26 protein-coding genes are annotated in these 26,015 nt (G+C 69.4%); 14 read left to right on the top strand and 12 right to left on the bottom strand.

All coding sequences use genetic code 11. The features are described from left to right. Positions 1-10: 10 nt before the first annotated feature. Positions 11-1,015 carry a magnesium and cobalt transport protein CorA gene (locus DW298_RS07195; RefSeq protein ID WP_136041767.1) on the top strand — a complete coding sequence of 335 codons (1,005 nt, stop codon included), beginning with the start codon at positions 11-13 and terminating at the stop codon, positions 1,013-1,015. 149 nt (positions 1,016-1,164) lie between these two features. On the opposite strand, the gene DW298_RS07190 is transcribed toward DW298_RS07195, so the two are convergent. The 6 genes from DW298_RS07190 to wecB all read right to left on the bottom strand — a co-directional run bounded on the left by DW298_RS07190 (position 1,165) and on the right by wecB (position 6,622). Beyond that, on the bottom strand, positions 1,165-1,569 hold the full coding sequence (locus DW298_RS07190; RefSeq protein ID WP_136041766.1) for a hypothetical protein: 405 nt from the start codon (positions 1,567-1,569) through the stop codon (positions 1,165-1,167). A gap of 131 nt (positions 1,570-1,700) precedes the next feature. Then, entirely contained in the window at positions 1,701-2,231 is a 531-nt protein-coding gene (locus tag DW298_RS07185; protein WP_136041765.1) for a cytochrome C5, read from the bottom strand. A gap of 37 nt (positions 2,232-2,268) precedes the next feature. Further along, positions 2,269-3,399 (bottom strand): MFS transporter, encoded by a 1,131-nt coding sequence (locus DW298_RS07180; RefSeq protein ID WP_136041764.1) that lies wholly within the window; start codon positions 3,397-3,399, stop codon positions 2,269-2,271. A gap of 125 nt (positions 3,400-3,524) precedes the next feature. Further along, entirely contained in the window at positions 3,525-4,088 is a 564-nt protein-coding gene (locus DW298_RS07175; protein WP_136041763.1) for a hypothetical protein, read from the bottom strand. Then, a complete protein-coding gene (locus DW298_RS07170) occupies positions 4,088-5,434 on the bottom strand; it encodes a glycosyltransferase (RefSeq protein ID WP_136041762.1) in 1,347 nt (448 codons plus the stop codon). The genes DW298_RS07175 and DW298_RS07170 overlap by 1 nt, the downstream gene beginning before the upstream one ends. A gap of 36 nt (positions 5,435-5,470) precedes the next feature. Beyond that, complete coding sequence (gene wecB / locus DW298_RS07165; protein ID WP_136041761.1) at positions 5,471-6,622, bottom strand: UDP-N-acetylglucosamine 2-epimerase (non-hydrolyzing); 1,152 nt, start codon at positions 6,620-6,622, stop codon at positions 5,471-5,473. Between the two features lie 174 nt (positions 6,623-6,796). On the opposite strand from wecB, the gene DW298_RS07160 reads away from it, so the two are divergent. From DW298_RS07160 to DW298_RS07145, 4 genes are all read left to right on the top strand, one after another. Beyond that, positions 6,797-7,534, top strand: coding sequence for an SGNH/GDSL hydrolase family protein (locus tag DW298_RS07160; protein ID WP_136041760.1), 738 nt, complete (start codon positions 6,797-6,799; stop codon positions 7,532-7,534). Between the two features lie 104 nt (positions 7,535-7,638). Then, positions 7,639-8,379: a peptidase E gene (locus DW298_RS07155; protein WP_136041759.1), complete on the top strand. Its 741-nt coding sequence runs from the start codon at positions 7,639-7,641 to the stop codon at positions 8,377-8,379. Continuing rightward, the gene (locus tag DW298_RS07150; protein ID WP_136041758.1) at positions 8,376-9,731 is read left to right on the top strand and encodes an anaerobic C4-dicarboxylate transporter family protein; all 1,356 of its coding nucleotides are present in this window, start codon (positions 8,376-8,378) and stop codon (positions 9,729-9,731) included. The genes DW298_RS07155 and DW298_RS07150 overlap by 4 nt, the downstream gene beginning before the upstream one ends. Before the next feature lies 1 nt (position 9,732). Next, the gene (locus DW298_RS07145) at positions 9,733-11,076 is read left to right on the top strand and encodes a threonine/serine exporter family protein (RefSeq protein WP_136041757.1); all 1,344 of its coding nucleotides are present in this window, start codon (positions 9,733-9,735) and stop codon (positions 11,074-11,076) included. Positions 11,077-11,183: 107 nt separating this feature from the next. Here the strand turns inward: DW298_RS07145 and DW298_RS07140 are convergent, their stop codons facing one another. After that, positions 11,184-13,712, bottom strand: a complete 2,529-nt coding sequence (locus DW298_RS07140; RefSeq protein WP_136041756.1) for an ABC transporter permease — start codon at positions 13,710-13,712, stop codon at positions 11,184-11,186. Next, positions 13,712-14,479: an ABC transporter ATP-binding protein gene (locus DW298_RS07135; protein ID WP_136041755.1), complete on the bottom strand. Its 768-nt coding sequence runs from the start codon at positions 14,477-14,479 to the stop codon at positions 13,712-13,714. The genes DW298_RS07140 and DW298_RS07135 overlap by 1 nt, the downstream gene beginning before the upstream one ends. Before the next feature lie 123 nt (positions 14,480-14,602). Between DW298_RS07135 and DW298_RS07130 the strand changes: the two genes are divergently transcribed. The 6 genes from DW298_RS07130 (at position 14,603) to DW298_RS07105 (ending at position 18,971) form a co-directional block, all read left to right on the top strand. Then, positions 14,603-15,820 (top strand): sensor domain-containing protein, encoded by a 1,218-nt coding sequence (locus DW298_RS07130; RefSeq protein ID WP_136041754.1) that lies wholly within the window; start codon positions 14,603-14,605, stop codon positions 15,818-15,820. Further along, positions 15,808-16,446, top strand: a complete 639-nt coding sequence (locus DW298_RS07125) for a response regulator transcription factor (protein WP_029263193.1) — start codon at positions 15,808-15,810, stop codon at positions 16,444-16,446. Before DW298_RS07130 ends, DW298_RS07125 begins: the two co-directional genes overlap by 13 nt. 248 nt (positions 16,447-16,694) lie before the next feature. Then, entirely contained in the window at positions 16,695-17,039 is a 345-nt protein-coding gene (locus DW298_RS07120; RefSeq protein WP_136041753.1) for a PadR family transcriptional regulator, read from the top strand. Between the two features lie 2 nt (positions 17,040-17,041). Further along, the gene (locus DW298_RS07115) at positions 17,042-17,413 is read left to right on the top strand and encodes a DUF1048 domain-containing protein (protein WP_136041752.1); all 372 of its coding nucleotides are present in this window, start codon (positions 17,042-17,044) and stop codon (positions 17,411-17,413) included. Beyond that, positions 17,410-18,207 carry an ATP-binding cassette domain-containing protein gene (locus DW298_RS07110; protein ID WP_136041751.1) on the top strand — a complete coding sequence of 266 codons (798 nt, stop codon included), beginning with the start codon at positions 17,410-17,412 and terminating at the stop codon, positions 18,205-18,207. Before DW298_RS07115 ends, DW298_RS07110 begins: the two co-directional genes overlap by 4 nt. Further along, on the top strand, positions 18,204-18,971 hold the full coding sequence (locus tag DW298_RS07105; RefSeq protein WP_105722791.1) for an ABC transporter permease: 768 nt from the start codon (positions 18,204-18,206) through the stop codon (positions 18,969-18,971). The genes DW298_RS07110 and DW298_RS07105 overlap by 4 nt, the downstream gene beginning before the upstream one ends. A 400-nt stretch (positions 18,972-19,371) precedes the next feature. Here DW298_RS07105 and DW298_RS07100 read toward each other — a convergent pair whose 3' ends face one another. From DW298_RS07100 to DW298_RS07085, 4 genes are read right to left on the bottom strand one after another with little or no spacing between them, the layout of a single operon-like run. Continuing rightward, positions 19,372-19,755 carry a RidA family protein gene (locus DW298_RS07100; protein ID WP_105527066.1) on the bottom strand — a complete coding sequence of 128 codons (384 nt, stop codon included), beginning with the start codon at positions 19,753-19,755 and terminating at the stop codon, positions 19,372-19,374. Positions 19,756-19,778: 23 nt separating this feature from the next. Beyond that, positions 19,779-21,365 (bottom strand): amidohydrolase family protein, encoded by a 1,587-nt coding sequence (locus DW298_RS07095; RefSeq protein ID WP_136041750.1) that lies wholly within the window; start codon positions 21,363-21,365, stop codon positions 19,779-19,781. An 11-nt stretch (positions 21,366-21,376) separates the two neighbouring features. Beyond that, on the bottom strand, positions 21,377-22,636 hold the full coding sequence (locus DW298_RS07090; RefSeq protein ID WP_168429483.1) for an alanine racemase: 1,260 nt from the start codon (positions 22,634-22,636) through the stop codon (positions 21,377-21,379). Continuing rightward, the gene (locus tag DW298_RS07085; protein ID WP_136041749.1) at positions 22,633-23,991 is read right to left on the bottom strand and encodes an MFS transporter; all 1,359 of its coding nucleotides are present in this window, start codon (positions 23,989-23,991) and stop codon (positions 22,633-22,635) included. Before DW298_RS07085 ends, DW298_RS07090 begins: the two co-directional genes overlap by 4 nt. 158 nt (positions 23,992-24,149) lie before the next feature. Here DW298_RS07085 and DW298_RS07080 point away from each other — a divergent pair, with 158 nt between their 5' ends. The 3 genes from DW298_RS07080 to DW298_RS07070 are packed head-to-tail and all read left to right on the top strand — an operon-like array spanning position 24,150 to position 25,932. Next, positions 24,150-24,866 (top strand): PAS domain-containing protein, encoded by a 717-nt coding sequence (locus DW298_RS07080; RefSeq protein ID WP_136041748.1) that lies wholly within the window; start codon positions 24,150-24,152, stop codon positions 24,864-24,866. Next, entirely contained in the window at positions 24,863-25,528 is a 666-nt protein-coding gene (locus DW298_RS07075) for a bifunctional 4-hydroxy-2-oxoglutarate aldolase/2-dehydro-3-deoxy-phosphogluconate aldolase (RefSeq protein WP_240745046.1), read from the top strand. The genes DW298_RS07080 and DW298_RS07075 overlap by 4 nt, the downstream gene beginning before the upstream one ends. After that, on the top strand, positions 25,525-25,932 hold the full coding sequence (locus tag DW298_RS07070) for a rhodanese-like domain-containing protein (RefSeq protein WP_136041746.1): 408 nt from the start codon (positions 25,525-25,527) through the stop codon (positions 25,930-25,932). The genes DW298_RS07075 and DW298_RS07070 overlap by 4 nt, the downstream gene beginning before the upstream one ends. Positions 25,933-26,015: the final 83 nt, after the last annotated feature.

The raw sequence follows: 26,015 nt of genomic DNA, 5'->3' as shown, positions 1-26,015 counted from the left end.
GAGCCGAATCATGGCGCTCATCGACAACGGCGTGTACGTCCACGGACGTCGCGTGGAGACCCCCAAGAACCTGGACGAGACCTACCGGATGCTGGATGCCGCCGGCGGCATCGCCTGGATCGGCCTGTATCGACCCAGCCCCGAAGAGGTCGCGTCGGTCGCCCGTGAGTTCGACCTGCACCCGCTCGCCGTCGAGGACGCGCTCTCCGGGCACCAGCGCTCGAAGGTGGAGCGCTACGGCGACACGCTCTTCGCCGTGCTGCGTCCGGCGCGCTACCGCGACAAGGAGGAGTCGATCGAGTTCGGTGAGCTGCACCTGTTCGTCGGCCCCGACTTCGTGGTGACGATCCGCCACGCCGAGTCGCCGAACCTCGCCGCGGTGCGGATGCGCATGGAGGCCAACCCCGAACTGCTCGCGATGGGCCCCGAGGCGGTGCTCTACGCGATCCTCGATGAGGTCGTCGACGGGTACGAGCCGATCGTCGCGGGCCTGCTGAACGACATCGACGAGATCGAGGACCAGCTCTTCGGCGACGGCGATGACGACAGCGCGCTCTCCCGCCGCATCTACGAGCTCTCCCGCGAGGTCATCAACTTCCAGCGGGCCGTGCACCCGCTGAACGGGATGCTGGAGTGGCTGCGTCGCGGGTCGGAGAAGTACCGCATCGACGAGGAGCTGCAGCGCTCCCTGCGCGATGTGCTCGACCACACGATCCGCGTCAACGAGCGGGTCGACTCGTTCCGGGCGATCCTCGAGAACGCGCTGACCGTGCACTCCGCACTCGTCGCCCGCCGTCAGACCGAGGCCGGGCTCGCACAGAACGACGAGATCAAGAAGATCTCCTCCTGGGCGGCGATCATCTTCGCGCCGACGCTGGTCGGCACGGTCTACGGCATGAACTTCGACGTGATGCCCGAGCTGCACTGGGCCTTCGGCTATCCGATGGCGATCGGTGCGATGGCCGCGTTCGCCGTGGCGCTGTACGGGGTCTTCCGCTACAAGAAGTGGTTGTAGGCGCCGCCGCGTCGGGCGGAGAACTCGCCGTCGGGCGGAGGATCCAGGCGTATTCCTCCGCCCGACGCGGAGTTCTCCGCCCGGCGATGTGCCTCACGAGATGCGGGTTCGAGTCTCGTACGCGCAGAATGCGAGCTCGGTCGAACAGCTCACGGTTCTGACCTCGCGCGCATCGTGCGAACCACCGCCGGAAGAACGAGCATCCCGAGCGCCCAGGCCGCGGCGCCCCAGATCAGCGCATCGCCGATGAACGGCAGCCAGTCGTAGGTGGTCGGATAGGGGATGCCGGTGCGACCGGTGAGCCGCAGGGCGACGTCGGCCGGATACGCCGCGAACGGGTTCGACGAATGGTCCTGCGTGATCCAGGGCAGCGGGAACCCGAACCGCACGTCCGCCAGGTCCGCGTCGGACAGCACGGGCACCCGCTGCGCCACCGTGATCCACCAGGCCACCACGCATCCGACCACCGCCGAGCCCAGCACGGACAGCAGGATGCTCCCCCGTCCCGGCCGGCGAGATTCCGGGGGCGAGACGGAGCCCGCGCTGCTGCTCATCCGTTCCCTTTCCCATCCCTCCGCGGCCTGTCGCCACTCAGGCGACCGCGCACGTCAGGCGATCGCGCCGAATCAGGCAAATTCTCGGCTCAATCGCCTGATCCGGCGGGACCGCCTGAACTCGCGACAACTCAACTCTCGTCGGCGCGGCTGATCTCGTCGAGCAGCTCGTCGAGGGTGTCGAAGTCGATGGTCTCGGTGCCGTCGAGCTCGCGCACCTCGACACCGTCGACCTCGAGCTCCTCGTCGAGCTGCACCAGGATCCGCGACTCCGGGAACTGCTTTGGGGCGAGGAACGCGAGCAGCACGGCATCCGCGAAGACGACGACCGACGTGGCCTCGAGGTCGTCGCGCAGGTCGATCTGCTCGATCACGGGCTCGTCGTCGACGGCGTCATCGATGTCGGTGGCGACCTCGTCGACGATGGCCCGCCACCGGGACTCCCCGACCGAGAGGATGCGCGAGACCGCCCCGATCAGTGCCTCATGGTCGACATCTTCGCCGTGCTCGTCGAGCTCCGGATCGATGTTCACGTTCACCACGGTGCCGGCCGCATCGATGCTCGCCCGTCCGTACACGAGACCGTTCTCGGCGATCGGGTCTTCGAGCAGCCCGCTCTCGACGATGCGGGCGAGGAGCGAGTCGAGCACAGGCGAAGTCATGCCTCCAGTCTTTCGCATCCATCGCGGTACGGGGCGATCATCGTCGCAGCAACGGCGTGAGCATCACCCCGACGGCGGTGATCCCCGTCGCGACGAACAGCACGCCCGGCGCACCGACGCCCGAGTACCCGATGCCGGCGAGCACCGGACCGCCGACTGCGCCGAGGTTCAGCGCCGCCGTGGCGTAGGCGCCGCCGAGCACCGGTGCTCCCTCGGCCTCACCGACGATGCGTGCGATCAGCGCCGAGCCGACCGCGAACGACAGCATCCCGCCGATCAGCGCACCGACGAACACGACCGGAATCGACGCGACGGCGAGGCCGCACACTCCCCAGACGACGGTCGTGGCCGCGGCACCGACGACGATCCACGTGCGCGGTCGGCGCGCCGCCCAGCGCCCGGTGGCCGCCACCCCGAGGAAGGCACCGACCCCGAACACCGCAAGAAGCAGCGGGATCCACGAGGCTCCGACCCCGGCATCCGCTCCGATGACGGCGAGGAACGTGAACACCCCGAAGGTCGCGGCGTTGACGAGCACGGCGAGCACCACGGCCACGAGAACCGGGCGGCGACGAAGCTCGGCGACCTCGGTGCGCACGTCGATCTGCGGCGAGCGCGGGACGGTGCCGAGCGTGCGGTCGAGGAGCAGCGCGACGACGGCAGGGAGGCAGAGCAGCACCACGGCCCAGAACGTCGAGCGCCACCCGAAGGCGTTCGCGAGCATCGCACCGGCCGGCACGCCGACGATCGTGGCGAGCGTGGTGCCCGCGAGCAGCACGGCGACAGCCCTGGTCGTCTGGGCCGGTGCGACGATTCCCCGCACGGTGGCCAGAGCGATCGCCAGGAAACCGGCGTTCGCCAGGGCGGCGAGCACTCGGGTGAGGAGCAGCAGCGGGAACGACGAGGCCACCGCACCGATCACGTGCGCGGCGATGAAGATCACGAGGAGCAGCACGAGGGTCTGCCGCGGACGCCAGCGGCTGGCGAACACGGCCATCAGCGGCGCACCCATGACCATGCCCACCGCGAAGGCGGAGGTAAGCAGGGCTGCGGTCGACGGATCGACACCGAGGTCGGCGGCGAGGGGGAGCAGAAGACCGGCGAGCATGAACTCGCTGGTGCCCTGGGCGAAGATCGCCAGAGCGAGGACAGGGATGAGCAGAGGCATGGAGCATCCAGACGCGCAGAGCCGCGCGCGCTCCGAGGCGCGCCGTGCGGCGGGTGAGTGAGGTCGACGAGGATGCGGGGAGCGCACGACGTGCGCTCACACCCGCGATCTAGCGTCTATCCGACTCAGGGCTCACCCGCCCACCGTACCGCAGGAGTTCCGGCCGACGGAGTCCGCCTCCGGCCGAACAGCGGCAGGTCGGCGATCACGATCACGAACAGCAGATAGGCGGCACTGAACCCGAGGATGCTCAGCACGGACCCGCCCAGCCGCAGCGCGACCTCGTAGCCCTCAGCGGATCCCGCCGCCTCCGCTCCCCACGCGACGACGCCGAGCCGCAGCTGATTCGTCACCAGGATCAGCAGCGTGGAGAGCACCACCGACATGCACACTCGGCGCCCACTCACGCGCGTCGCTGCCAGGATCACACCCCCGAGCACCCACAGCGGCGCCGCGAGGAAAGCCACCGGGGATTCGATCGCGGCGTCGAGCGCGCCCGCGCCGATCACGGGCAGCCAGAAGCGGGCGACTTCCGTTTCGAGAAAGACGACCTGCGCCTCGAGGAAGACGAGCACGACAGCGGCGGCGATCAACCCCGCTCCCGCGATCAGCCGCAGCTTCATCGCGAACGAGGAGCGGCGAGGAGTCCTGACGCGAACGGTGGGAGACGGGGAAGCGGTGCGTGGCATCAGGCGTCCTTCGCGATCGGACCGGCCACATCGATCTCCGCGTTGCGGCGGGTCTTCGCCCACCCGTTCCGGCCGCGGACGATCCGGTAGAGAGCGCGGGCACCCGTCAGATAGACGTAGTAGTCGTACACCCACATCCCGAATCCCCAGAGGACCCCCGTCCAGAATCCGGCGTCGGGCTCGCTGTACCGGCGGTAGAGCGGCCCCCAGATGAAGAAGGGCCCGATGCCGAACAGGAGGAAGAGGATGCCGAGGACGGGCAGGATGCCCCAGGGGAGCGCGAAGGCCCCGGAGACCACTCCCACGATCGCCCCGACGACCAGGGTCACCGCAGCGAGGCTGGCCACCACCTGGAAGACCGGGAGAAGCAGGTAGTAGCAGATCTCGAGAATACCGGCGTTCGTGAGCATCGGAGATCGGACGATCTCGGGGATGTAGCGGATGCACTGCATGTTCCCCTGCGCCCAGCGCGTGCGCTGGACCGTGAACCGCCGGAAGTCGTGCAGCGCCTCCTGAGCGACGTACGTGTCGTGAAGGTGACGGTTCTTGTGCCCCGCGAGCAGCACGTGGATCCCCAGCTCGTAGTCCTCCAGAAGAGAACCGTGCCACGGCCTGTCCGATCTCGCGGCGATGTCGTCCAGAACCGAGAGGCGCGTGAACTGGCCGTTGCCGCCGAGCCCGACGGTCTCGGTCCAGCCACGGAGGGATTGGATCGCGGCGATCGGTCCGCGGAACTCGAGGTCCTGCATCCGGATGAGGAATCGTCCGAAGGTGTTGCGGGCCCACCCGGCATCCGGGACGGGGCGCCGATCGTCTCGGTTCTTCATGTAGACGGTGACCTGCGCCGCCCCCACCTCGGGGTCCCCGAACGCGTGGGGCGAGGCGGCCTTGCGGAGGATGTTCTCGGCCACTTCGCCATCGGCATCCACGACGCACACGACGACGCGCGAGCGGTCGGTGTCGGCGGGGAGGAACGCGTTCAGCGCGAAGTACGCCGCGTTGAGCGCATCCCCTTTGCCGGTCCTCGCGTCGGGGCGCCGGCGCTGGACGAGGTGCACGAAGGAGTCCGCCTCTGCGGCGGCTCCGACGATCGACGCGGTGCGATCGTCGCTGTCGTCGTCGATCACCCAGACGTGCGCCTCCGGCACCGTGGAGCGGAGCATCCGGATGGTTCGCGAGATGACGACCTCCTCATCTCGGCAGGGCACGAAGATGTGCCACGCGAAGGCATCCACGCGACCATCGGGGTCCGGCGTGCGGCGCAGGAAGGGAACGATGATCATGAACACGTAGACGAGGAACGTCAGCGTGACGATGAACGATATGGCGCTAGCGGCGACGAGCATCGCGACCTCGAACAGCAGCGGACAGCCGAGGATGCATCATGCGCTCTCGTCGCGCGCGCCGGCGACCGCGGCGCGGATGTGCTCGGCGATGCGCTCCGTGGCGTGGCCGTCGCCGAACGGCGACGGGAGGGCATCGAGGTCGGCGAGGGTGCGGGTGACCGTCGAGAGCAGTGCGGAGGTCTCTCCCGCGAGGGTCTGCGGGGTGACCAGCCGGGTGAAGGATCCCAGCGCCTCCGGTCGCTCGGTCGAGTCGCGGACGACGAGCACCGGTCGTCCGAGCACCGTGGCCTCCTCCTGGATGCCGCCGGAGTCGGAGACCAGCACCGCGGCGTGCGAGGCGAGAGCGAGGAACCGCTCGTAGGTATACGGCTCCTCGGCGATCAGCGCATCGAGCAGGTGTTCCGCGCCGAGGGCCGTCAGCATCGCGCGCGTCCGCGGGTGCACCGGGAAGACGACCGGCCACCCCGACGCGGCGATCTCGTTGAACGCATGCAGCGTCGCGAGGAGGTTGTCCGGCGAATCGACGTTCTCCTGCCGATGCAGCGTGGCGAGCACGTACGTCTCGGGCTCGAGACCGAGACGCTCCAGCTCGTCGACGTCGGATCCGGCGGCGGCGCGCTGCGTGCGGACGGCTTCGACCACCGGGTTCCCCGTGACGAGGATGCGCTCCTCGTCGATGCCCTCCGCGAGCAGGTTGGCGCGGTTCGCCAGGGTCGCCGCGAACAGGTCGTCGGCGATGTGGTCGACCATGATCCGGTTGTGCTCCTCGGGCATCCGGCGATCGTTGGCGCGGAGCCCTGCTTCGACGTGGCCGAGCCGCACACCCGAGGCGTTCGCCGCGAGGGCGGCGGCGATCGTGGCGTTCGTGTCTCCCTGCACGACGACGTAGCTCGGCTCGACCTGGGCGATGGTCTCGGCGATCTGCTCGGCCCCGCGGCCGATCTGCGCCGCCCGCGGGAGCCCGCCCATCCGAAGCTGGCGGTGCACCCGCGTGATCCCGCAGGACTTCAGGAACACGGCCGACATGTCGCGGTCGTAGTGCTGACCGGTATGGACGACGTAGGCAGCGTCGCCGAGGCTGCGGACCAGCGGGGCGAGCTTGACGATCTCGGGGCGGGTTCCGAACACGACCATCACCGAAGATGTCGGCAGGTGGGCGGATGCGGATGGTGTCGAGCACTTGTTCATGGGTACCTCGATCGGCCCCCGGGAGGCTTCCCGTGGCCGACGTGATGAGTGGTTGCCGGTGGGTCCGCACCGACAGTACGTGTCACCGCGTCCGTCGACCGCGTGAATCCGGGTGCGTATATCGACGTTCCGGCATTCGTCGACGGGAGCCGCTCCGCCGATAGGCTCGGAGCCGTGTCGAACGCCGAATCCCCCGCTCCCGCATCCGCTGCCGCCGACCTTCGCCGCCTCGCCGCCGCACTGGCCGATCCGGCTCCGCTGAACTGGATCATCACGGGCGACTCGATCACGCACGGCCTCGTGCACACCCAGGGCGGTCGCAGCTATCCGGAGCACCTGCACGAGCTGATCCGCGGCGAGCTCGAGCGCGTGCGCGACATCGTGCTCAACACGGCGATCAGCGGCAACCGCATCGTCGATCTCCTCGGCGACTGGGACCGCCGCGTCGCGTCCTGGCAGCCGGATGTGGTCACCCTCATGATCGGCACGAACGACGCCTCCGACGGCGGACCCCGCGAGGTGATCTCGGCGGCGGACTACGCGGGCTCACTGCGGGACTTCGTGGCGCGGGTGCGCGCACTCGGGGCGATCCCCGTGCTGCAGACCCCGCCGGCTATCGACACCCGCAACGCCCCGGAGCGGGCGCGGATCGGCGAGTTCGCCCAGGCCGTGCGCGAGGTCGCCGCGAGCGAGGACGTGATCCTCGTCGACCAGTTCGCGCGATTCGCCGAGCTCGGCGCGGGCGGCGTGCCGTGGGGGCTGATGAACGACCCGTTCCACCCGAGCGCCACCGGCCACGCCGCGCTGGCACTCGAACTCGCGAACGTCCTCGGCATCCGCCCCGACGGACCTCGGGCGCGCACGCACGCCCTCCTCGAAGGTCTCGTCGCCACCGCACGCGTCAACGGCTGAGCACCCGTCCGCCAGGTCGCCCGCCCGGGGTGAAAGCACTCTGGACGACGGGCTGTGCGCACGACTAGGTTGAGCGCATTCGCAGTCGTCGGAGAGGTGGGGGCATGTCTCACGTGGTGGCAACAGGGGCCGGGAAGGCCATGATGGAGCGTCGGAACGACCCGACGCACGATTACATCCTCGAGCTGACCGGCAAGGAGCGACCCCGGGTCCTCTTCGTCGGCACGGCGACCGGCGACGACGCCGCCTACATCCTGAGCTTCTATTCGACCTACGACTCGGACCGGTGCGCGCCGCACCATCTCCCGCTGTTCCATCGGGCGGTGGACGACCTGGCCGGCTTCGTGAAGGGCTTCGACGTGATCCACGTCGGCGGCGGCAACACCGCGAACATGCTCGACGTCTGGAAGCGCCAGGGCCTCGACGAGATCATGCGGGAGATGTGGGAGGACCCCGACTCGAACGTCGTGTTCACCGGGGGCAGCGCCGGCGGCATCTGCTGGTTCGAGGGCGGCACGACCGACAGCTACGGCCCGACCCTGCAGGTGCTGCCCGAAGGACTCGGCTTCCTGCACGGGAGCTTCTGCCCGCACTACGACGCCGAGGACCAGCGCCGTCCCCTCTTCCACGCCTCGCTGCTGAGCGGCGAGCTCTCCACCGGATACGCGGTCGGCAACCTGCAGTCGTTGCACTTCGAGAACTCCGAGTTCGTCACCGCGATCAGCCCGGTCGAGGATGCTCTCGCGCTCCGGGTCGAAGCGATCGACGGGAAGATCGTCGAGACGAAGCTGCCGACGACCGTGCTCACCGGGAACGCCCCGATCGTGAAGGGACCTTCGTCATGAACGACAACGTGTGGATCCTCATCGCGCAGCTGATCGTCGTCATCGGTGCGATCTACATGGGCACCCGCACGAGCGGGATCGGTCTCGGCGTCTGGGGCCTGGTCGGCGTGGCCGTGCTCATCTTCGTGTTCGGCGAAGCCCCGGGCAACGCCCCGGTGGATGCGGTGTTCATCGTCATCACGGTCATCACCGCGGCATCCACCATGCAGGCGGCCGGCGGCATCGACTGGATGGTGTCGGTCGCGGCGAAAGTGATCCGGCGCAAGCCGAAATCCGTCGTGTTCCTCGCCCCCGCGATGTCGTTCCTCTTCACGGTCGGCGCCGGCACGGGAAACATCTTCTACCCGCTGCTGCCCGTGATCTACGACGTCTCGTACCAGCAGAAGATCCGCCCCGAGCGCGCACTGTCGGTCTCGGCCGTCGCCTCGCAGGTCGGCATCCTCTGCTCGCCCGTCTCGGCCGCGACCGCCTCGATGGTCGTGCTGCTCGCCCCGCAGGGCGTCGACCTCGGCCAACTGCTGCTGATCATGTGGCCGGCCTCGATCGCCGGGCTCTTCGTCGCCGCGCTCGTCATGATGCGCCACGGCAAGGACCTCGAAGACGACCCGGAGTTCCAGCGCCGTCTGACCGAGGGACAGATCAAGCCGCCGCAGGTCGACGCGCACGAGAACAAGCTGCCGAAGACCGCGGTGCTCTCGGCCACGCTCTTCCTCATCGGCGTCGGCGTGATCGTGTTCTTCGGCCTGTTCGAGGGACTGCGACCCGTGATCGGCACCGACGACGCCGGCGACCCGGTGCGCCTCAGCGTCACGGTCATCATCGAGGTCACGATGGGCATCATCGCCGCGCTGATCTTCGTGTTCTGCAAGGTCAAGGCCGCCGACGTCCCCAAGCAGCCCACGTTCCCCGCCGGCATCGTCGGTGCGATCGCCCTCTTCGGTATCGCGTGGCTCGCCAACACCTTCGTCGCGGCGAACCAGACGCTCATCGTCGACGGCCTCGGATCGGTGGTCTCCGGATCCTCGGCATTCCTCGGAGCGCTGCTGTTCGCGATGGCGCTGTTCGCGGTCGCGATGCTCACCACCAGCCAGTCGAGCGCGACCAACGCGATCGTCCCGATCGGCATCACGATCGGACTCCCGGCCCCGCTGCTGGTGGGACTGTGGCCGGCGACGATGGGCATCTACACCCTGCCGGCCAACGGCAGCCAGGTCGCGACCGTCGCCTTCGACCAGACCGGCACGACGAAGATGGGCAAGTACGTCTTCGACCACTCGTTCCAGCTGCCGAACCTCGTGTACGTGGGAGTCGCCATCATCGTCGGAGTCGGCCTCTCGTTCCTGATCAGCTGACATGACCGATACCGTCGACCGGTCGGCGCTCCGCCAGTTCCTACTCGGACTGGCGCAGGGGATGAACGCCTCGGCGGAGTCCGTCGACCGCATCCGCGACACCCTCACCGACATCGCGAGGGCGTACGGCGGCGACGACACCGACTTCGTGGTGCTGCCGACGATCATCCTCGTCGAGACCGGCGAGTCGGATGAGTCCAGGGTCGCCATCCGCTCGGCGACCAACGCCTCGTTCCGCTTCGATCAGATCGCGGCGCTGTACGACCTGATCGGGGAGGCGCGGACCGGCGCCGTCCCCCCGCTCGACGGCATCCGCCGGCTGAACGAGATCGGGGCGATGCGGCCGCGACTGGGGTGGTTCACCCGCACTCTCGGACACGGCGTGCTCACCGCCGGTCTCGCGCTGCTGCTGGCACCGACCTGGCAGGGCGTGATCGTCGCGTTCGTGCTCGGCTTCGGCATCGGTCTGCTCAAGCTCGTCCGCTCCCCGACGCTGCAGCTGATCCTGCCGATCGCGGCCGCCTTCGTGTGCGCGGGCGCAGTCTTCCTCCTCGCGGAGGTGATCGAGATCGGCGACCCCATCCGGCTGCTGATCGCGCCGCTGGTGACGTTCCTCCCCGGAGGCGTCCTCACCACCGCCACCGTCGAGCTCGCCGCCGGGCAGATGATCTCCGGGGCCGCACGGCTGGTCTACGGATTCGTGCAGCTCGCACTGCTGGCCTTCGGCATCCTCGCCGCCGGCGCGGTCGTCGGGGTCGATTCCCGGTCGTACGAGCCGCTCGCCGCCTCCTCCTTCCTCCCCTGGTGGGTCGGCATGCTCGGCGTCCTCGTGTTCGCGCTCGGCAACTACCTGCACTTCTCCGCCCCCGCCTCGACGTTCGGATGGGTGCTCCTCGCGCTGGTGGTCGCGTACGTCGGGCAGTGGGGCGGCACCGAGTTCATCGACCCCACGATCGGCGGCTTCGTGGGGGCGGTCGCTGTGACGCCGGTCGTGTTCTGGATCGCCGGACTGCGTCACGGTGCTCCGTCGCAGCTCACCTTCCTCCCGGCGTTCTGGCTGCTCGTGCCGGGCGCCGCGGGGCTCGTGGGCCTCACCGAGGCGTTCGCGACCGACAACGGGCTCGCCGACTTCACGGCCGCGCTCACCTCGATCATGTCGATCGCCCTCGGCGTGCTGATCGGCACCGCGCTGTACCGGGTGGTGCATCACGGGGCGGAGGAGTTCGTGCAGTTCGCCGTGGCGCTGCCCGCCGCTCCGGAAGCGGAGCGGGAGCCGTCCGTCTGGTCGCGGCTCGCCGCGCCGTGGCGACAGCTCGGTCGGCGGGGTCGCCCGCGGGATCACTGACCCGAAGTTGCAGGCGTGCCGCCGAGACCCCGGGCTGCCGCCGAGACCCCGGGCTCCTGTCGGCGGAAGCGGGGGGTCTCGGCGCGAACCCGGGGTCTCGGCGGGCGTTACTGCCGCGACCCGATCTCGTCGATCGGGCGGGTGCGCATGGCTGCGGTGGTTCCCGCCCACAGCGCCACGAGCGCCAGGGCGCCCATCGCGCCGATGATCGCCAGCGAGCCGAGCACCGGCAGCACGGGAATCGGCTGACCCGAGATGCCCATGCTCACCCCGATGAGCGGAGGGATCGCGACCACGACACCGAACACCATGCCGATCACGGCCACCAGCACCGCTTCGATCCGCATCATCGAGCGCACCTGTCCGCGGGACGAGCCGATCAGCTGCATGAGCGCGAACTCCCGCGAGCGCTCCCCCGTCGCCATCACGAGCGTGTTGATCACGGCGATCGCGATGTAGCCGAGGATCACCAGCAGCGCGATGAGGTTCACCCAACCCTGCTGCGACTGCGCACCCGCACCCGCGGCCTCCTGACCCGACCCGTCGCTCACGACGAAGCCGCGCTCGGTCAGAGTCGCACGGACCTCGTCGAGGGCCTCCGACTCGACCGTCGCGAGCGCGAACGCATCGAGGCCGGCCGTGGTGTGCGCCCTGACGTCATCAGCAGCCATCGTCAGGTCGCCGAACCCGAGACCGCGCTCGTACACCGCGACGACCGTCGCCTCCCACGGCGAACCGTCGCCGAGGTGACCGGAGACCGTGCCGCCGATGTCGAGCCCGAGGCTCTGGGCGGCATCCGTGCTCACGGCGACCGTCGTGGCGCCGTCGAGGTCGGCGAGCGACCCCTCGCGCACGCGCAGGTCGAGGCTCTTCCCGGTTCGCTCCGGATCGATGCCCTGGAGCACGTGCTCCTCGCGCTGGAGCTTCCCCTCAAAGTCGTGGGAATCGACCACCGCCGCGCTGAGCGCGATGCCCGACGCCTCGGTCACACCCGGGGTCTCGCGGATCGCCTCGACCCCCTCGGGGGAGAGCCCGGTCGGCGCCGACACCCGCAGATCGGCGATGACGCCGGCACTGGCCTGCGTCGCCGCCTCGGCCGCGATGATCGACGGGGCTCCGATCTGCACGAGTCCCAGCCCGATGCCGAGAGCGATCGGCAGGATCGCCGAGGCCAGGCGCCTGCTGTTCGCCGTGGCGTTCGCCGAAGCCAGGAAGCCCGCGGACGACATCCGCCGCAGCACCGATCCGATCAGGCGCACGCTCAGCGACACGAGCCACGGACCGAGCACGGCGAGCGCGATGATGAGCAGCATCGCCGCCCCGGCCGCGGCGCCCGCCGCGATCTGCCCGCGCACCACGAGCGGCACCGTCGACACCGAGATGCCCGCCGCGGCCAGCACGATGCCGATGATGATGCGAGTCAGACCGATCTGCGGAGCGCCGGTGGCCGACTCGCGCAGCGCCTCGACCGGGTCGAGCTTCGCGACCCTCGAGGCCGCGATACGGGCCGCACCCCAGGCGGAGGCGAGCACGAGCAGCACCGCGCCGACCGCGGGAAGCGGGCTGAACGCGAGGGCGAAGTCGCCCGGGATGACGCCTCCGGTGACGAACGCCGACTGCAGCACGGTCGACAGCAGGTATCCCGGCGCGATGCCCAGCACCGCGGCGACCGCAGCCACCCACAGCACCTCTCGGGCCACGAGCGAATGCACCTGGGACGGACTCGCACCGACGGCGCGCAGCAGCGCATAGTCACGTCGACGCGACTGCACCGACAGCGACAACGTGCCCGCCACGATGAACATCGCCACGAGGATGCACGTGCCGACGAAGGCGCTGCCGATGGCGACGAGCATCGAACGCGCCGCCCCCGAGTCCAGGAACTCCACGTCGCCGCGGGCATCTCCCGTGCGGGCGACCAGGTCGGGGAAGGCATCGCGGATCGCGGTGGCCGTCTGCTCGGGGTCGCCCCCGGCGACGAACACACCCAGCGCCTGGGCGGCACCGCCGTGCGGATCGAGCTGACCGATGCGCTGCTTCGTGAGGAACGCATGCGCACTCCGCTCGGGCGCCACAGGAGCGGCGACCTCGCCGACCACGCGGTACTCCGACGGCACGCCGCCGTGGGCCAGCACGAGCGTGTCTCCCACGGCGTGCCCGCTGCCGGCGGAGACGACGACCTCATCGGCAGCCGTGGGCTCGCGCCCTTCGCGCAGCTCGAAACCGGTCAGCGCCGTGGCCTCCCACGGGTGCGCCTCGACGACGACGGACGCCGCATCCGCATCCGTACCTGCGCCCTGCAGAGCGAGCGGCACCGTCACGTCGGCCACGACGCGGTCGACGCCCGGCAGCCCGGCGATGTCACGCGCCGCATCGGCGGGCAGCGCCGCGCGCTCCCGCAGGGGGACGGGGAGGTCCTCCGGCACATCCACCTGCTGCGGCGCACCCACGACGACGTCGACCGCGGCATAGCGCTCCGGCGCGAGCCCGCCGCGCATCCCGGATTCGACGAGTACTCCCAGACCCGTCACCAGCGCGCTCGCGACGAGCACCGCGACCGCGACTCCGGCGAAGCTGCCGCGATGGTGACGGAGATCCGCCCGGACGAGGCGGCCCAGCGTGAGCGGCCCCGACATCACCACTCCCCCAATGCGCTCATGCGGTCGTTGATCTGCGCCGGGTCGGCGCCGTCGAGGTATCCCGCGAAGGCGCCGTCGGCGAGGAAGATCACCCGATCGGCGTGCGAGGCCACCACGGGATCGTGCGTCACGACCACGACGGTCTGGTTCAGCTCACGCGCCGTGTGCGCGAGCAGGTCGAGCACCTGCTTGCCCGAGCGGGAATCGAGGGCGCCGGTCGGCTCGTCGCCGAACACCACGTGCGGGCGCGTGATGAGGGCGCGTGCGATCGCCACCCGCTGCTGCTGGCCTCCGGAGAGCTCGGTGGGGCGCCGGTGACGGAACTCCGTGAGCCCCACCGCGTCGAGCAGGAAGTCGAGCCAGCGCGCCTCGAGACTCCGACCGCCGAGGCGCAGGGGGAGCGTGATGTTGTCTTCGACGTTCAGGGCCGGCAGCAGGTTGTACGCCTGGAACACGAAGCCCACGTGGTCGCGTCGGAAGGCCGTGAGCTGACGGGCCTTCAGACTCGAGATCTCGGTTCCGCCGAGGTGAACGGTGCCGCTGCTCGGCCGGTCGAGTCCGGCTGCACTGTGCAGCAGCGTGCTCTTGCCCGAGCCGGAAGGGCCCATGATCGCGGTGAAGGTGCCCTTCGCGATGGCGAGGTTCACGCCGCGAAGGGCGGTGACGCGGCTGGCGCCGGAACCGTAGGTCTTGGCGACGGACTGCAGGCGCAGCGCTTCGGAGGTGCCCGCTTCGACGGCGGGGGCGAGTGGTGTGGGGGTCATGATTCGACGCTAGGGACGGCCGATCCGGCATCCCATCCCGCCCGCTGCCGCATCGATGCTGGTGCTGGCTATACCGTGCCGCTGCGACCGCTCCGGCAGACTGTGAGAGTGAAGGACGGACGGATGCGACGCTGGCTGCGCGCGTGGGGATACCTGGCGATCGAAGCCGGTGTCTCGATCGCATCCGTGGTGTTCCTCAGCCTCGGGATCGCGCTGCTCCCGCTCATGATCATCACCGGCGGTGTGCTCCTCATGCCCGAGGCCGTGCGGGGCCTGCACGGGTGGACCGACCTGAGCCGCCGTCGCGTCGGCGCCTACCGCGGCGAGGAGCTGGCGCCGATCGGCCACGTGCTCCCGCCGGCATCCACCATCGACGACCGTCTGCGCTTCGCGTTCTCGCGTGCCACGGGTCGCGACGTGCTGTGGCTGGCGGTGCAGGGGATCCCGGTGCTGTTCCTCACGCTGCTGACGATCTCGCTCCCGGTCGCGGCGGTCAACGCGCTCGCCATCACCTACTACTGGCAGTTCGCGCCCGCCGACGACCCCGTGAGCGCCGTGTATCCGGTCACCTCGTGGGAGCTCGCGGCGACCATGCCGCTCGTAGCTCTGGCGTACGGGATCCTCGCCGTCTTCCTCATCCCGGCCGTCGCTCGCCTGGTGTCCTTCGTCTCCGCCCAGCTGCTCGCGACGCCCGAGAAGTCGCGCCTCGCCGCCCGGGTCGACGCCCTGACCCTCAGCCGTGCCGCCGCTCTCGACGCGCATGCCGCCGAGCTCCGGCGCATCGAGCGCGACCTGCACGACGGCGCGCAGAACCGTCTGGTGAATGTGGTGATGATGCTCGGGATCGCCGAGCGTGCGCAGGAGACCGGGGGCGACGTGCTCGAACCGCTGCGGCGAGCGCAGGATGCCGCGACCGATGCGCTGGCCGGACTCCGCCGCACCGTGCACGACATCTATCCGCCGATCCTCGACGAGCTCGGGTTGGAAGGCGCTCTCGCCTCGCTCGCCGGACGCAGCGTCGTGCCCTGCACGATCGAGGCCGCTGACGTCGGACGCGTGCCGGCAGCCGTCGAGTCCGCCAGCTACTTCGTCGTGGCCGAAGCCCTCACGAACGTCAGCAAGTACAGCGCGGCGACGCGGGCGACCGTCGAAGTCGCGCGCGCGGGCGAGGTGCTGCTCATCACGGTCGAGGACGACGGGGTGGGCGGAGCCGTGGAGCGTCCGGGCGGCGGGGTCGCCGGCATCCGCCGTCGCATCGAAGCCTTCGAGGGCACGCTGGAGCTGTCGAGCCCCGCCGGCGGACCCACCACCCTGAGAGCGGAGCTGCCATGCGGATCGTGATCGCCGAAGACGACACCCTCCTTCGCGAGGGCCTGGCACTGCTGCTGCGCAGCGAGGGCTTCGACGTGGTGGCCGCGGTCGACAACGCCGAGGGCTTCCTGGAGCGACTCGACGAGGCGGATGCCGCGGTGGTCGACGTGCGGATGCCGCCCACCTTCACGAGCGAGGGACTCAAGGCCGCAGCCGAGGCCCGTGCCCGCCGACCCGGCTTCCCCGTGCTGGTGCTGTCGGCCTATGTCGAAGACCGCTACGCCGGTGAACTCCTCGCGGCCGGGGCCGATGGCCTCGGCTACCTGCTCAAGGAGCGGGTGGGCAAGGTGGCCTCGTTCATCGACGCCCTCAACCGCGTGGCCGCCGGCGGCACGGTCATGGACCCCGAGGTCATCTCGCAGCTGATGAGCCGCCGTCGCGCCGACGATCCGGTGCAGACGCTCACCCCGCGGGAGCGCGAGGTGCTCGGGCTCATGGCCGAGGGCCTCGACAACGGCACCATCGCCGGGCGGCTCTTCGTCACCGAGACGGCTGTGAGCAAGCACATCGGCAACATCTTCGGCAAGCTCGGGCTCGCCTCCAGCGACAGCGGGCACCGGCGCGTGCTGGCCGTGCTGGCGTATCTGCGCACCTGACCGGCATCCGCTCTGGTGCTCGTAGCAGCACGCTCGTTCGCCGCGGGCCGTTCGCCGAGACCCCGCCCTGGCGTCGAGACCCCGCCCTGCCGTCGCGCGCAGGGCGGGGTCTCGACGCGTACCCGGGGTCTCGGCATCCGCCTCAAAAAAAAGTTTGGTATTCGGTGTTGCTAAGTACCGGTACTCAGTGTTACTTTGTACCGGTACCCAGCAACACTGAGTACCAACCGAAACGAAAGGAGGACCTGATGGGCAAGCAGATGACCGAGATGCTCAAGGGCACTCTGGAGGGCATCGTCCTGGCCCTCCTCGCCGAGCAGCCGGCATACGGGTACGAGATCACCACACGCATCCGAGACCACGGCTTCACCGACATCGCCGAGGGCACGATCTACGCACTCCTCGTGCGCATCGAGCAGAAGAACCTCGTCGACGTCGCGAAGGTTCCGAGCGAGAAGGGTCCGCCCCGCAAGGTGTACACACTCAACGCACAGGGCCGGCAGGAGCTCGAGGAGTTCTGGACCACCTGGAGCTTCCTCAAGACGCACATCGAACAGCTGGAAAAGCGCAACACCGAGAACAAGGAGAACTGACCATGGCCGCGAAGTGGATCGAAGCGATCACCGGATCACTCGAAGAGAAGAAGCTCTACAAGCAGGCGCAGGCCCGCATCAACGCTCTGCCCGAGCCGTACCGCGAGGTCGCGAAGGCCCAGCAGCGCTACAACATGTACTACGGCGGCATCACCGACGGCGACACCATCGTGAAGATGTTCCTCGACATCGCCGACATGTGGGAGCGCGCAGCGCTCGACGGCACCCCGGTCTCCGCGATCGTCGGCGACGACCCCGTGGAGTTCGCCGAGAACTACGCCGCCGCGTACGGCGGACGCCAGTGGATCGACAAGGAGCGCGCACGCCTCATCAAGGCGTTCGACGACGCGAAGAAGAAGGAGAACGAGTCATGACGAACCCCGCCATCTCGGTGCGCGGCATCGAGAAGTCGTACAAGGATCTGCATGTGCTGCGCGGCGTCGACTTCGAGGTCGAGAAGGGCAGCATCTTCGCCCTCCTCGGCTCGAACGGCGCCGGCAAGACCACCATGGTGCGCATCCTCTCCACCCTGCTGAAGTCGGACGCCGGCACGGCGACCGTGCAGGGCGTGGATGTCGCCGCCGACCCGGTCGGCGTCCGTGAGCGCATCAGCCTCACCGGGCAGTTCGCGGCCGTCGACGAGATCCTGACCGGTCGCGAGAACCTCGTGCTGGTCGCGAAGCTGCGGCACCTGTCCGACGCCGGGCAGGTCGCCGACGACCTGCTGGCGAAGTTCCGCCTGACGGATGCCGGTGCCCGCAAGGTCGGCACCTACTCCGGCGGCATGCGTCGCCGGCTCGACATCGCGATGAGCCTGGTCGGACACCCCGAGGTCATCTACCTCGACGAGCCGACCACCGGCCTCGACCCCGAAGCCCGCATCGAGGTGTGGGACGTGGTCAAGGAACTCGCGAACACCGGAACCACGGTGCTGCTCACCACGCAGTACCTCGACGAGGCGGAGCAGCTGGCCGACCGCATCGCGATCCTGCACGAAGGCCGCATCATCGCCAACGACACGCTCGCAGGTCTCAAGCGCCTGCTTCCGGCCGCCAAGGTCGAGTACGTCGAGAAGCAGCCCACCCTCGAGGAGATCTTCCTCACCCTCATCGGCCCCCGCCCTTCGACGGGCTCAGGGACCCAGCCTGGAAAGGAGAACGCAGCATGAGCACGCACTTCGCCGCCGATACGGCGACACTCACCGGCCGCTCCATGCGGCACATCTTCCGCAGCCCCGACACGATCATCACCACGGCGGTCACCCCGATCGCGCTGATGCTCCTGTTCGTGTACGTCTTCGGCGGTGCACTCCAGCAGAGCACCGGCACCGACAACTACGTGAACTACCTGCTCCCCGGCATCCTGCTCATCGCGATCGCATCCGGCATCGCCTACACGGCGTTCCGGTTGTTCACCGACATGCAGAGCGGGATCTTCGAGAGGTTCCACTCCATGCCGATCGCCCGATCGAGCGTGCTGTGGGCCCACGTGCTCACGTCTCTGACGGCGAACGCCATCACCCTGGCGATCATCTTCGGCGTCGGATTCCTCATGGGCTTCCGCACCGGAGCGAGCTTCTGGGCCTGGCTCGGAGTGATCGGCATCCTGATGCTGTTCACCCTGGCTCTCACCTGGCTGGCGATCATCGCGGGCCTGAACGCCAAGACGGTCGACGGCGCGAGCGCCTTCTCCTACCCGCTGATCTTCCTGCCGTTCATCAGCTCGGCCTTCGTGCCGACCGACACCATGCCGGCTCCGGTGCAGTGGTTCGCCGACAACCAGCCGGTCACCTCGATCGTCAACACCATCCAGGCGCTGTTCGCCGAACAGCCCGTCGGCAACGACATCTGGGTCGCCCTCGCCTGGTGCGTCGGCATCCTCGTGGTCGCCTACGTGTTCGCGATCATCTCCTACCGGAAGAAGGTCAGCTGATCTTCACCCAGCGAGACGGGACGCTCCGACCGGGTCACTCGACCCGGCCGGGGCGTTTCGCCGCGCTCGGCGAGGGTTCGGCGAGGGTTTCGCGCAACGTGTAGGGGGTCGGCGCCACGCGTCGGGGGTCAGCGCCACGTGTAGGGGATCGGCGCCACGTGTAGGGCGGAGAACTCCGTGACGGGAGGAGACTCTCGCGGGGATACTCCTCCCGACGCGGAGGATTCCGCCCGGACGGACAGATCACGCGGGATCGAGGGCGTCACCTGATGCGAGCCGCACGTTATGAAGGAGATCTCACGCTTTGAAGGAGCTGTTTGTGAAAAGGCTCCTTCGAAGCGTGAGATCTCCTTCGCATCATGCGGGCGACGCGGGTCGCACCCGCGTCGAGGACGCGGCGTCAGGCCTGGGGCAGCGCCGCGACGACGTCGATCTCGACCAGGATGTTCGCCAGCTGCGAGCCCACGGTGGTGCGCACGGGGTACGGCGCGGTGAAGAACTCCTCGTAGGCCTCGTTGAACTCGGCGAAATCGGCGAGGTCCTGCAGGTGCACGGTCGACTTCACGACGTCGTCCGTGGTCAGCCCGTGCACGGCGAGCACCTTCTGGATGTTCCGGAGCACCTGGCGGGTCTGATCGCCCACGCTCTCGGGGACGGCGTGGTCATTCGCCGCGTCCTGCGGGCCGAAACCCGCGGTGTACAGGAATCCGTTGGCGACCACTCCGTGGCTGTAGGGTCCGGCGGGCGTGGGTGCCCCGTCTGCGTAGAATCCGGTCTTCGGCATCTTTCTTTCCTTTCGTTGACGACTCAGGTCTGTGGTGAACGGCGCAGGCCCCGACCCGGCAGGGCATCGGTGCGCTCACCGTCGGCGAGAACGCGGATGCCGGCGACGAACACATCGTCGATACCGGCTCCGCGTCCGCGCGGGCTCTCGTAGGTGGCGGTGTCGGCGACCGTCGCCGGGTCCACGATCACGAGGTCGGCCACCGCGCCCGCTTCGACGGTGCCGCGGCGTCCGACCCCGAACCGTCGGGCAGGCAGGGCCGACAGGTGGTGCACGGCATCCGCCCAGGTCCACGTCGCCCGCTCGCGCACGAACTCGCGGAGGAACAGCGAGAACGAACCGGCAGCACGCGGATGCGGATGGGCGCCGATGAAGATCCCGTCGGAGCCGCCCATGTGCGCGGGGTGGTGGAAGATGCGGGCGAGCTCGACGCCCGAGCGAGGGCTGCGTACGGCCATGACGGCGCTGCACTCCAGACGGGATGCGGCGAGCGCGTCGAGCGCGAAGTCGATCGGGGCGACGCCCGCGCGCGCGGCGGCCTCGCGCAGCGTGAGCCCGTGCGCCCAGGCCAGTTCGGGGGCGGCGAGGTGGGCGAGGGTGATCATGTCGGCCCACTCCGGACCGAGGCTCGCACTCGTCTCCGCCCGCAGGGTGCACAGCGCGCGCAGCTCGGCGCGGCGCGACGGATCCGCGATCACGGCGACCGCCTCGGCAACGGGCAGCGCCGACACCTCGGGCGGGAGCAGCGGCATGCCCAGCAGCGTGCACCCGCGGGTATAGGGGTACGCGTCGAAGGTCGCATCCACCCCGGCGGCATCCAGCGCGTCGAGCTGATCGAGCACGATGTCGGCATCGGCGTGGAAGTGCGAGATGTGCACCGGCAGCGGCGATCCCGACTGCTCGGCGGCCAGCCGCGCGATCTCGGCGATCTCGCCCGTGCCGGCAGCGGTGTTCGCCTCGTACCCTCCGCGCATGTGCGTCACGTACACGCCTCCGGCCCGAGCGACCGGCTCGCAGAGGGCGGCGATCTCCGCAGCGTCCTGGAAGATGCCGGGCGTGTAGTCGAGCCCGGTCGACAGACCGAGGGCACCGTCGTGCATCCCCTGCGCGACCAGCTCCTGCATGCGGCGGCGCTCCTCGTCGGATGCCGAGCCGCTCGTGCGCCCGCACACCTCGAAGCGCACGGTGCCCGCCGGCACGAGGTAGCCCGCGTTCACCGGCGAGGTTCCGTCGACGGATGCCAGGTACGCATCCACGCCCCCGCCCCGGTAGGTGGGGTGCGTCCCGTTGATCGCGGCGAAGTACTCGGAGGCGTACGAACCGTCGCCCGGCGCATACGACACACCGTCCTGTCCGGCGATCACGGTCGTGACGCCCTGCCGCAGCAGCGACAGTGTGACATCCGGGTCGCTGAGCAGGCCGTCGGCGTGGGAGTGCGCGTCGATGAAGCCGGGAAGCACCAGGCGCTCGGAGACGTCGATCACCTCGTCACCGGGGCGGGCGTCGACATGCCCGACCTCGGTGACGAGCTCTCCCTCGATCGCGACGTCGGCGCGCACGAGGCCCGTCGCGTCGACGACGGAGCCGCCGCGGAGGATCACCCGGTTCATCACTGCTCCCCTCAGAAGTAGGTGCGGACGAGGCCCGTGACCACATCCGAGTCGGCGGATTCGACGACCGGCAGCACGCGCCACTTGTCGAAGGCAGTACAGGGATGCGACAGCCCGAGACGCACGACCGAGCCGATCGCGAGAGCCTGCTCCGACCGCACGTACGAGTGCTGATCGTTCATCGCCGAGACCTCGCCCTGCAGCGGCTGCCAGGGGCCGGAGACGCCGGTGGACGAGGAGCGCGGGATCGGCAGCCCCTCGTCGAAGGGCAGATCCCTCTTGCCGGCGTCGACGAGAGCAAGGCCCGGCTCGGGCGCCGACACGACGCGGGCGATGCCGTGCATCGCGTTGACGAATCGCGGGGAGCCCTCCGGCTGCGCGGCCCCCTCGTCGAACGGCGAGATGCCGCGGTAGAACCCGTCGTCGTGCACGATGTAGGCGCCGGAGCGGAGCGTGAAGTGCGTGCGGTCGTCTCGCGGGGCCGCACCCCAGACGTCGGCGACGACGTCGAAGTACGCGCTGCCACCGGCGGTCACGTAGAGCTCACCGTCGTCGTAGAGGGGCGCGATCGCGGCGTGCAGCTCGAGCTGCGACTCCAGGTACGCGCGGACGGCGGCGAGCGCCGCGGTGGAGCGATCGTGCGCAAGGCTCCCCTCGTATCCGGCCACCCCGGCCAGGCGCAGCACGGAGGATGCGGCGATGCGCTCAGCCACGCGCACCGCCTCCTCGATCGAGCGCGCGCCGGTGCGACCGCCCGCGCCACCGAGCTCGACGCAGACATCGACCGGACGCGGTGCGCCGGTGGAGAGCAGGGCCTCCTCCATCGCCTCGACCGTCGCGATCGAGTCGGCCCAGCTCACGAACCGGAAGTCCGGATCAGCCAGCTCCTGCGCCAGCCACGCCAGCGCAGGCCGATCGACGGCGGCGTTCGCGAGCATCACCGAGTCGACGCCCAGGTCGCGGGCGGTGCGGACCTGCCCCATGGTCGCGAACGTGATCCCGAGCGCACCGGCATCCGTCTGCCGCTTCCATAGCGCGGGCGCCATGGTGGTCTTGCCGTGGGGCATGAGGGCGAGACCCCGCTCCGCGCACCACCGTGCCATCGTCGCGACGTTGGCCCTCATCGCGGCGTCGTCGAGCACGATCAGCGGCGTCCAGAACTCATCGAGCCGTGGTCCCGTGGCGAGGAATTCCTCCACCGTCAGGCCCGCCGCGCGCAGCGGCAGGCCCTTGTCGCGAACCGTGAGGAGTTCCGCATCCCCCATCGTCATCGCGAGGCACCCGCCTCGACCGGAGCGGTCGAGCGCACTTCGTGCAGACGTCCCGCACCTTCGACGTCGGGCTGGATCGACGCGACCAGTGTGGCGATCACACCGACCACCGCGATCACCGCGGCGTAGACGACGACCGGCCAGAAAGCACCTCCCGCGGCCGCGACCAGCGCCGTGCAGATGAGCGGAGCGAGGCCACCGCCGAAGGTGTTGGAGAACTGGTACCCGATGTTGACACCGGTGGTGCGCGCCTCCGGGTCGAACATCTCGACCAGCATCGTCGAGAGCGTCGCCTGCATCGCCACGCCGAACACGACGAAGCCGAGGATCTGTCCGAGCCAGATCAGCCACATGTTGCCCGTGTCGAACAGCATGAACGCCGGGTAGACCATGGCGGCGAAGCCGAGGCAGCCGATGATGTAGACGGTGCGTCGGCCGATGCGGTCGGAGATCGCTCCCCATAGCGGTGCGACGACGATCTGCAGCAACCCCACGAGCATGGTGCCGGCGAAGCCGAACCACACCGGGATGTCCTTGTCGGCCAGCATGTACGCGAGACCGTAGGTGAGCACCACGTAGCCGGCGATGGACTGCGGGAGGCCGATCAGGATGCCCATGATCGCGTTCTTCGGGTGCCGGAACGCTTCGACGAGCGGGTTGGGCTTCTTGCCGGTGGCGGCGAGGAGCAGCGTCTGGGTCTCGGTGAACGCGTCGGACTCCTCGAGCTGACGACGCAGCAGCACAGCGGCGATCGCGAGCACGATCGAGAAGACGAACGGGATGCGCCAGCCCCACTGCAGGAACCACGATTCGGGAGCGAGGCCGAGTCCTGCCATCAGGCCGCCCGACACCACGTTGGCGATGCCCGCGCCGCTGATGAGGAAGGCGCCGTAGAGCCCGCGCTTGCCCGTCGGTGCGGCTTCGACGACCATGGTGGCCGCGCCGCCCATCTCGCCGCCGACGAAGAACCCCTGGAAGAGCCGGCACAGCACGAGCAGCAGTGGTGCGGCGATGCCGATCACCTGGTCGGAGGGGATGAGGCCGATGCCGGTGGTCGCGATGCCCATGCCGATGACCGTGCTCATCAGCACGACCTTGCGGCCCTTGCGGTCACCGACGATCCCCCAGATGATCCCTCCGACCGGGCGGAGGAAGAACCCGACGGCGAACGTCGCGAACGAGTTGAGCTCGGCGATCAGCGGATCGTTCGAGGAGAAGAACACCGCGGGGAAGACGACAGCTGCCGCGAGGCCGTACAGGTAGTAGTCGTAGTACTCGATGAGCGTTCCGATCGCCCCGCCGGCGATCGTCTTGCGCTGCTTCGGGGTCAGGCCAGATGAGGCGACAGTGGCCATCCGGGGCTCCTTCTTCGGGGGGATGCGCGACCGCATCCGTTGCAGTCGGCCTCGACGGATCGTCTGGGGCGTGGATAAACTAACAGCGAAATAGACAATCTGTCTATCTCTCGTATTTTTCGTACGCCTGTATCGTTGCTCCGGATTGGAGTCACAGAATGCCGACATCGACGACAGCAGAGAACGCGGTCGCGGCCCTCGCCGACGACCTCACGCGAGAGACGTACGAGAGTGCCGAGGAGGTCCTCCGCCTCTATCGACCGGTGCTGCGCGCCCTCGCCACCGCGGCCGGACCGACCGTCGAGGTCGTGCTCCACAACCTCGACGGCACCGACGTCGACCTCGGCCACACGATCATGGCCATCGAGAACGGGCACGTCACCGGGCGAGCCGTCGGCGGCCCCTCCACCTCGCTCGGCCTGGACGTGCTGAAGGACCGCCGGGGGAACCACGACGCCTTCGGCTACACCGGCTACACGAGCGACGGACGGGAGCTCCGCTGCTCCTCGGTCTACTTCCACAACCGCGCGGGTGACATCATCGCGTCGCTGTGCGTGAACGTCGACCTCAGCCCGCTGCTGCTCGCCCGCCAGACGCTCGACGCCCTGCTGCCATCGTCCGTGCCCGCGGATGCTCCCAAAGAGCACTTCGGCGCCGACCTCGTCTCGGTGATGGACTCGATGATCACCGAGGCCATCCGCGAGATCGGCCGCCCGCTCGAGAGCATGACCCGCGACGACAAGATCACGGTGCTGGAGCGGTTGGATCAGCGCGGTGCCACACAGATGCGCAAGTCCGTCGAGGCGATCGCGAAGCGGCTCGGCATCTCGCGCGTGACCGCATACTCCTACCTCGACGAGGCCAGAACACGATGACGCACACAGGGATGACGGGAACAGGGATGACGGGAACAGGGATGACGATGGACAACTCCGGATTCGACGAGCTCTTCGGCGGCACGCGGCTGATGGCGATCCTCCGCGGCATGGGGGCGGAACGCAGCCTCGCTGTGTCGACCACCGCCTGGGATCTCGGAATCGATGTCGTCGAACTCCCCATCCAGACCGCTGACGACGTCGAGGCGCTGCGCGTCGTCGCCGCCGCCGGACGCGAACGCGGCAAGGTCGTCGGCGCGGGCACCGTGGTGTCGGTCGAGCATGTCGCCCAGGCGGTCTCCGCCGGCGCATCCTTCACGGTCAGCCCGGGTCTCGACCTTGACGTCGTGCGTGCTTCGCAGGAGGCGGGGCTGCTGAGCCTTCCCGGCGTCGCCACGGCGAGCGAGGTGCAGTCCGCCCTCGCCGCAGGCCTCACGTGGCTCAAGGCCTTCCCCGCCTCGGTGCTGGGTCCGCAGTGGCTCACCGCGATGAACGGCCCCTTCCCGCAGGCGCGCTTCGTGACGACGGGTGGCATGAACGCGGCCAATGCGGGTGAGTACCTCGACGCGGGGGCGCACGTCGTCGCCGTCGGCTCGGCGCTCGAAGACCCCGCCCAGCTGCCGCAGTTGGCCGCGATCCTCGGTGCGGCGCCACGCCCATGACCGATCTCGATGCGCGGCTCGCCTATGTCGATGCGCGCCTGGCATATGAGATCGACGCGGTCGCGGCGCACGAGGCCGTGGCTGCGGGTGAGGCCGTGCTGGTCGACACGCGACGGCTGGAGTCCTGGCAGCACGGTCACATCGCCGGTGCGGTGCATCTGCCCAAGGCCGAGATCGCGTCGGGGATCGCGACACTCCCGCGCGATCGCACGCTCGTCGTCTACGGGTGGGGACCGGGATGCAACGGTGCCACGGCGACCGCGCGCGTGCTGCTCGCCGCCGGCCTCGACGTGCGGGAGCTGCTCGGCGGATACGAGTACTGGGTCCGTAACGGCTTCGAGGTCGAGGTTGCCGACGTGGTCTCCCGTGCGAAGCCCGACCCCCTGGTGACCGCCGAGCTCTGACGGCGTCCCGGCCCGTCCCCCTCCCGCTCCGGTCGCAGTTTCTGTCGCCAAAAGGCCGCCGGCGCGGCAGAAAGTGCGACCGG

It is taken from the genome of Microbacterium sp. A20 (assembly GCF_004794515.1).
Classification (GTDB): Bacteria; Actinomycetota; Actinomycetes; order Actinomycetales; family Microbacteriaceae; genus Microbacterium.
The sequence above is the reverse complement of the archived record's forward strand: the minus strand, read 5'-3'. Positions and strand labels throughout refer to the sequence as shown.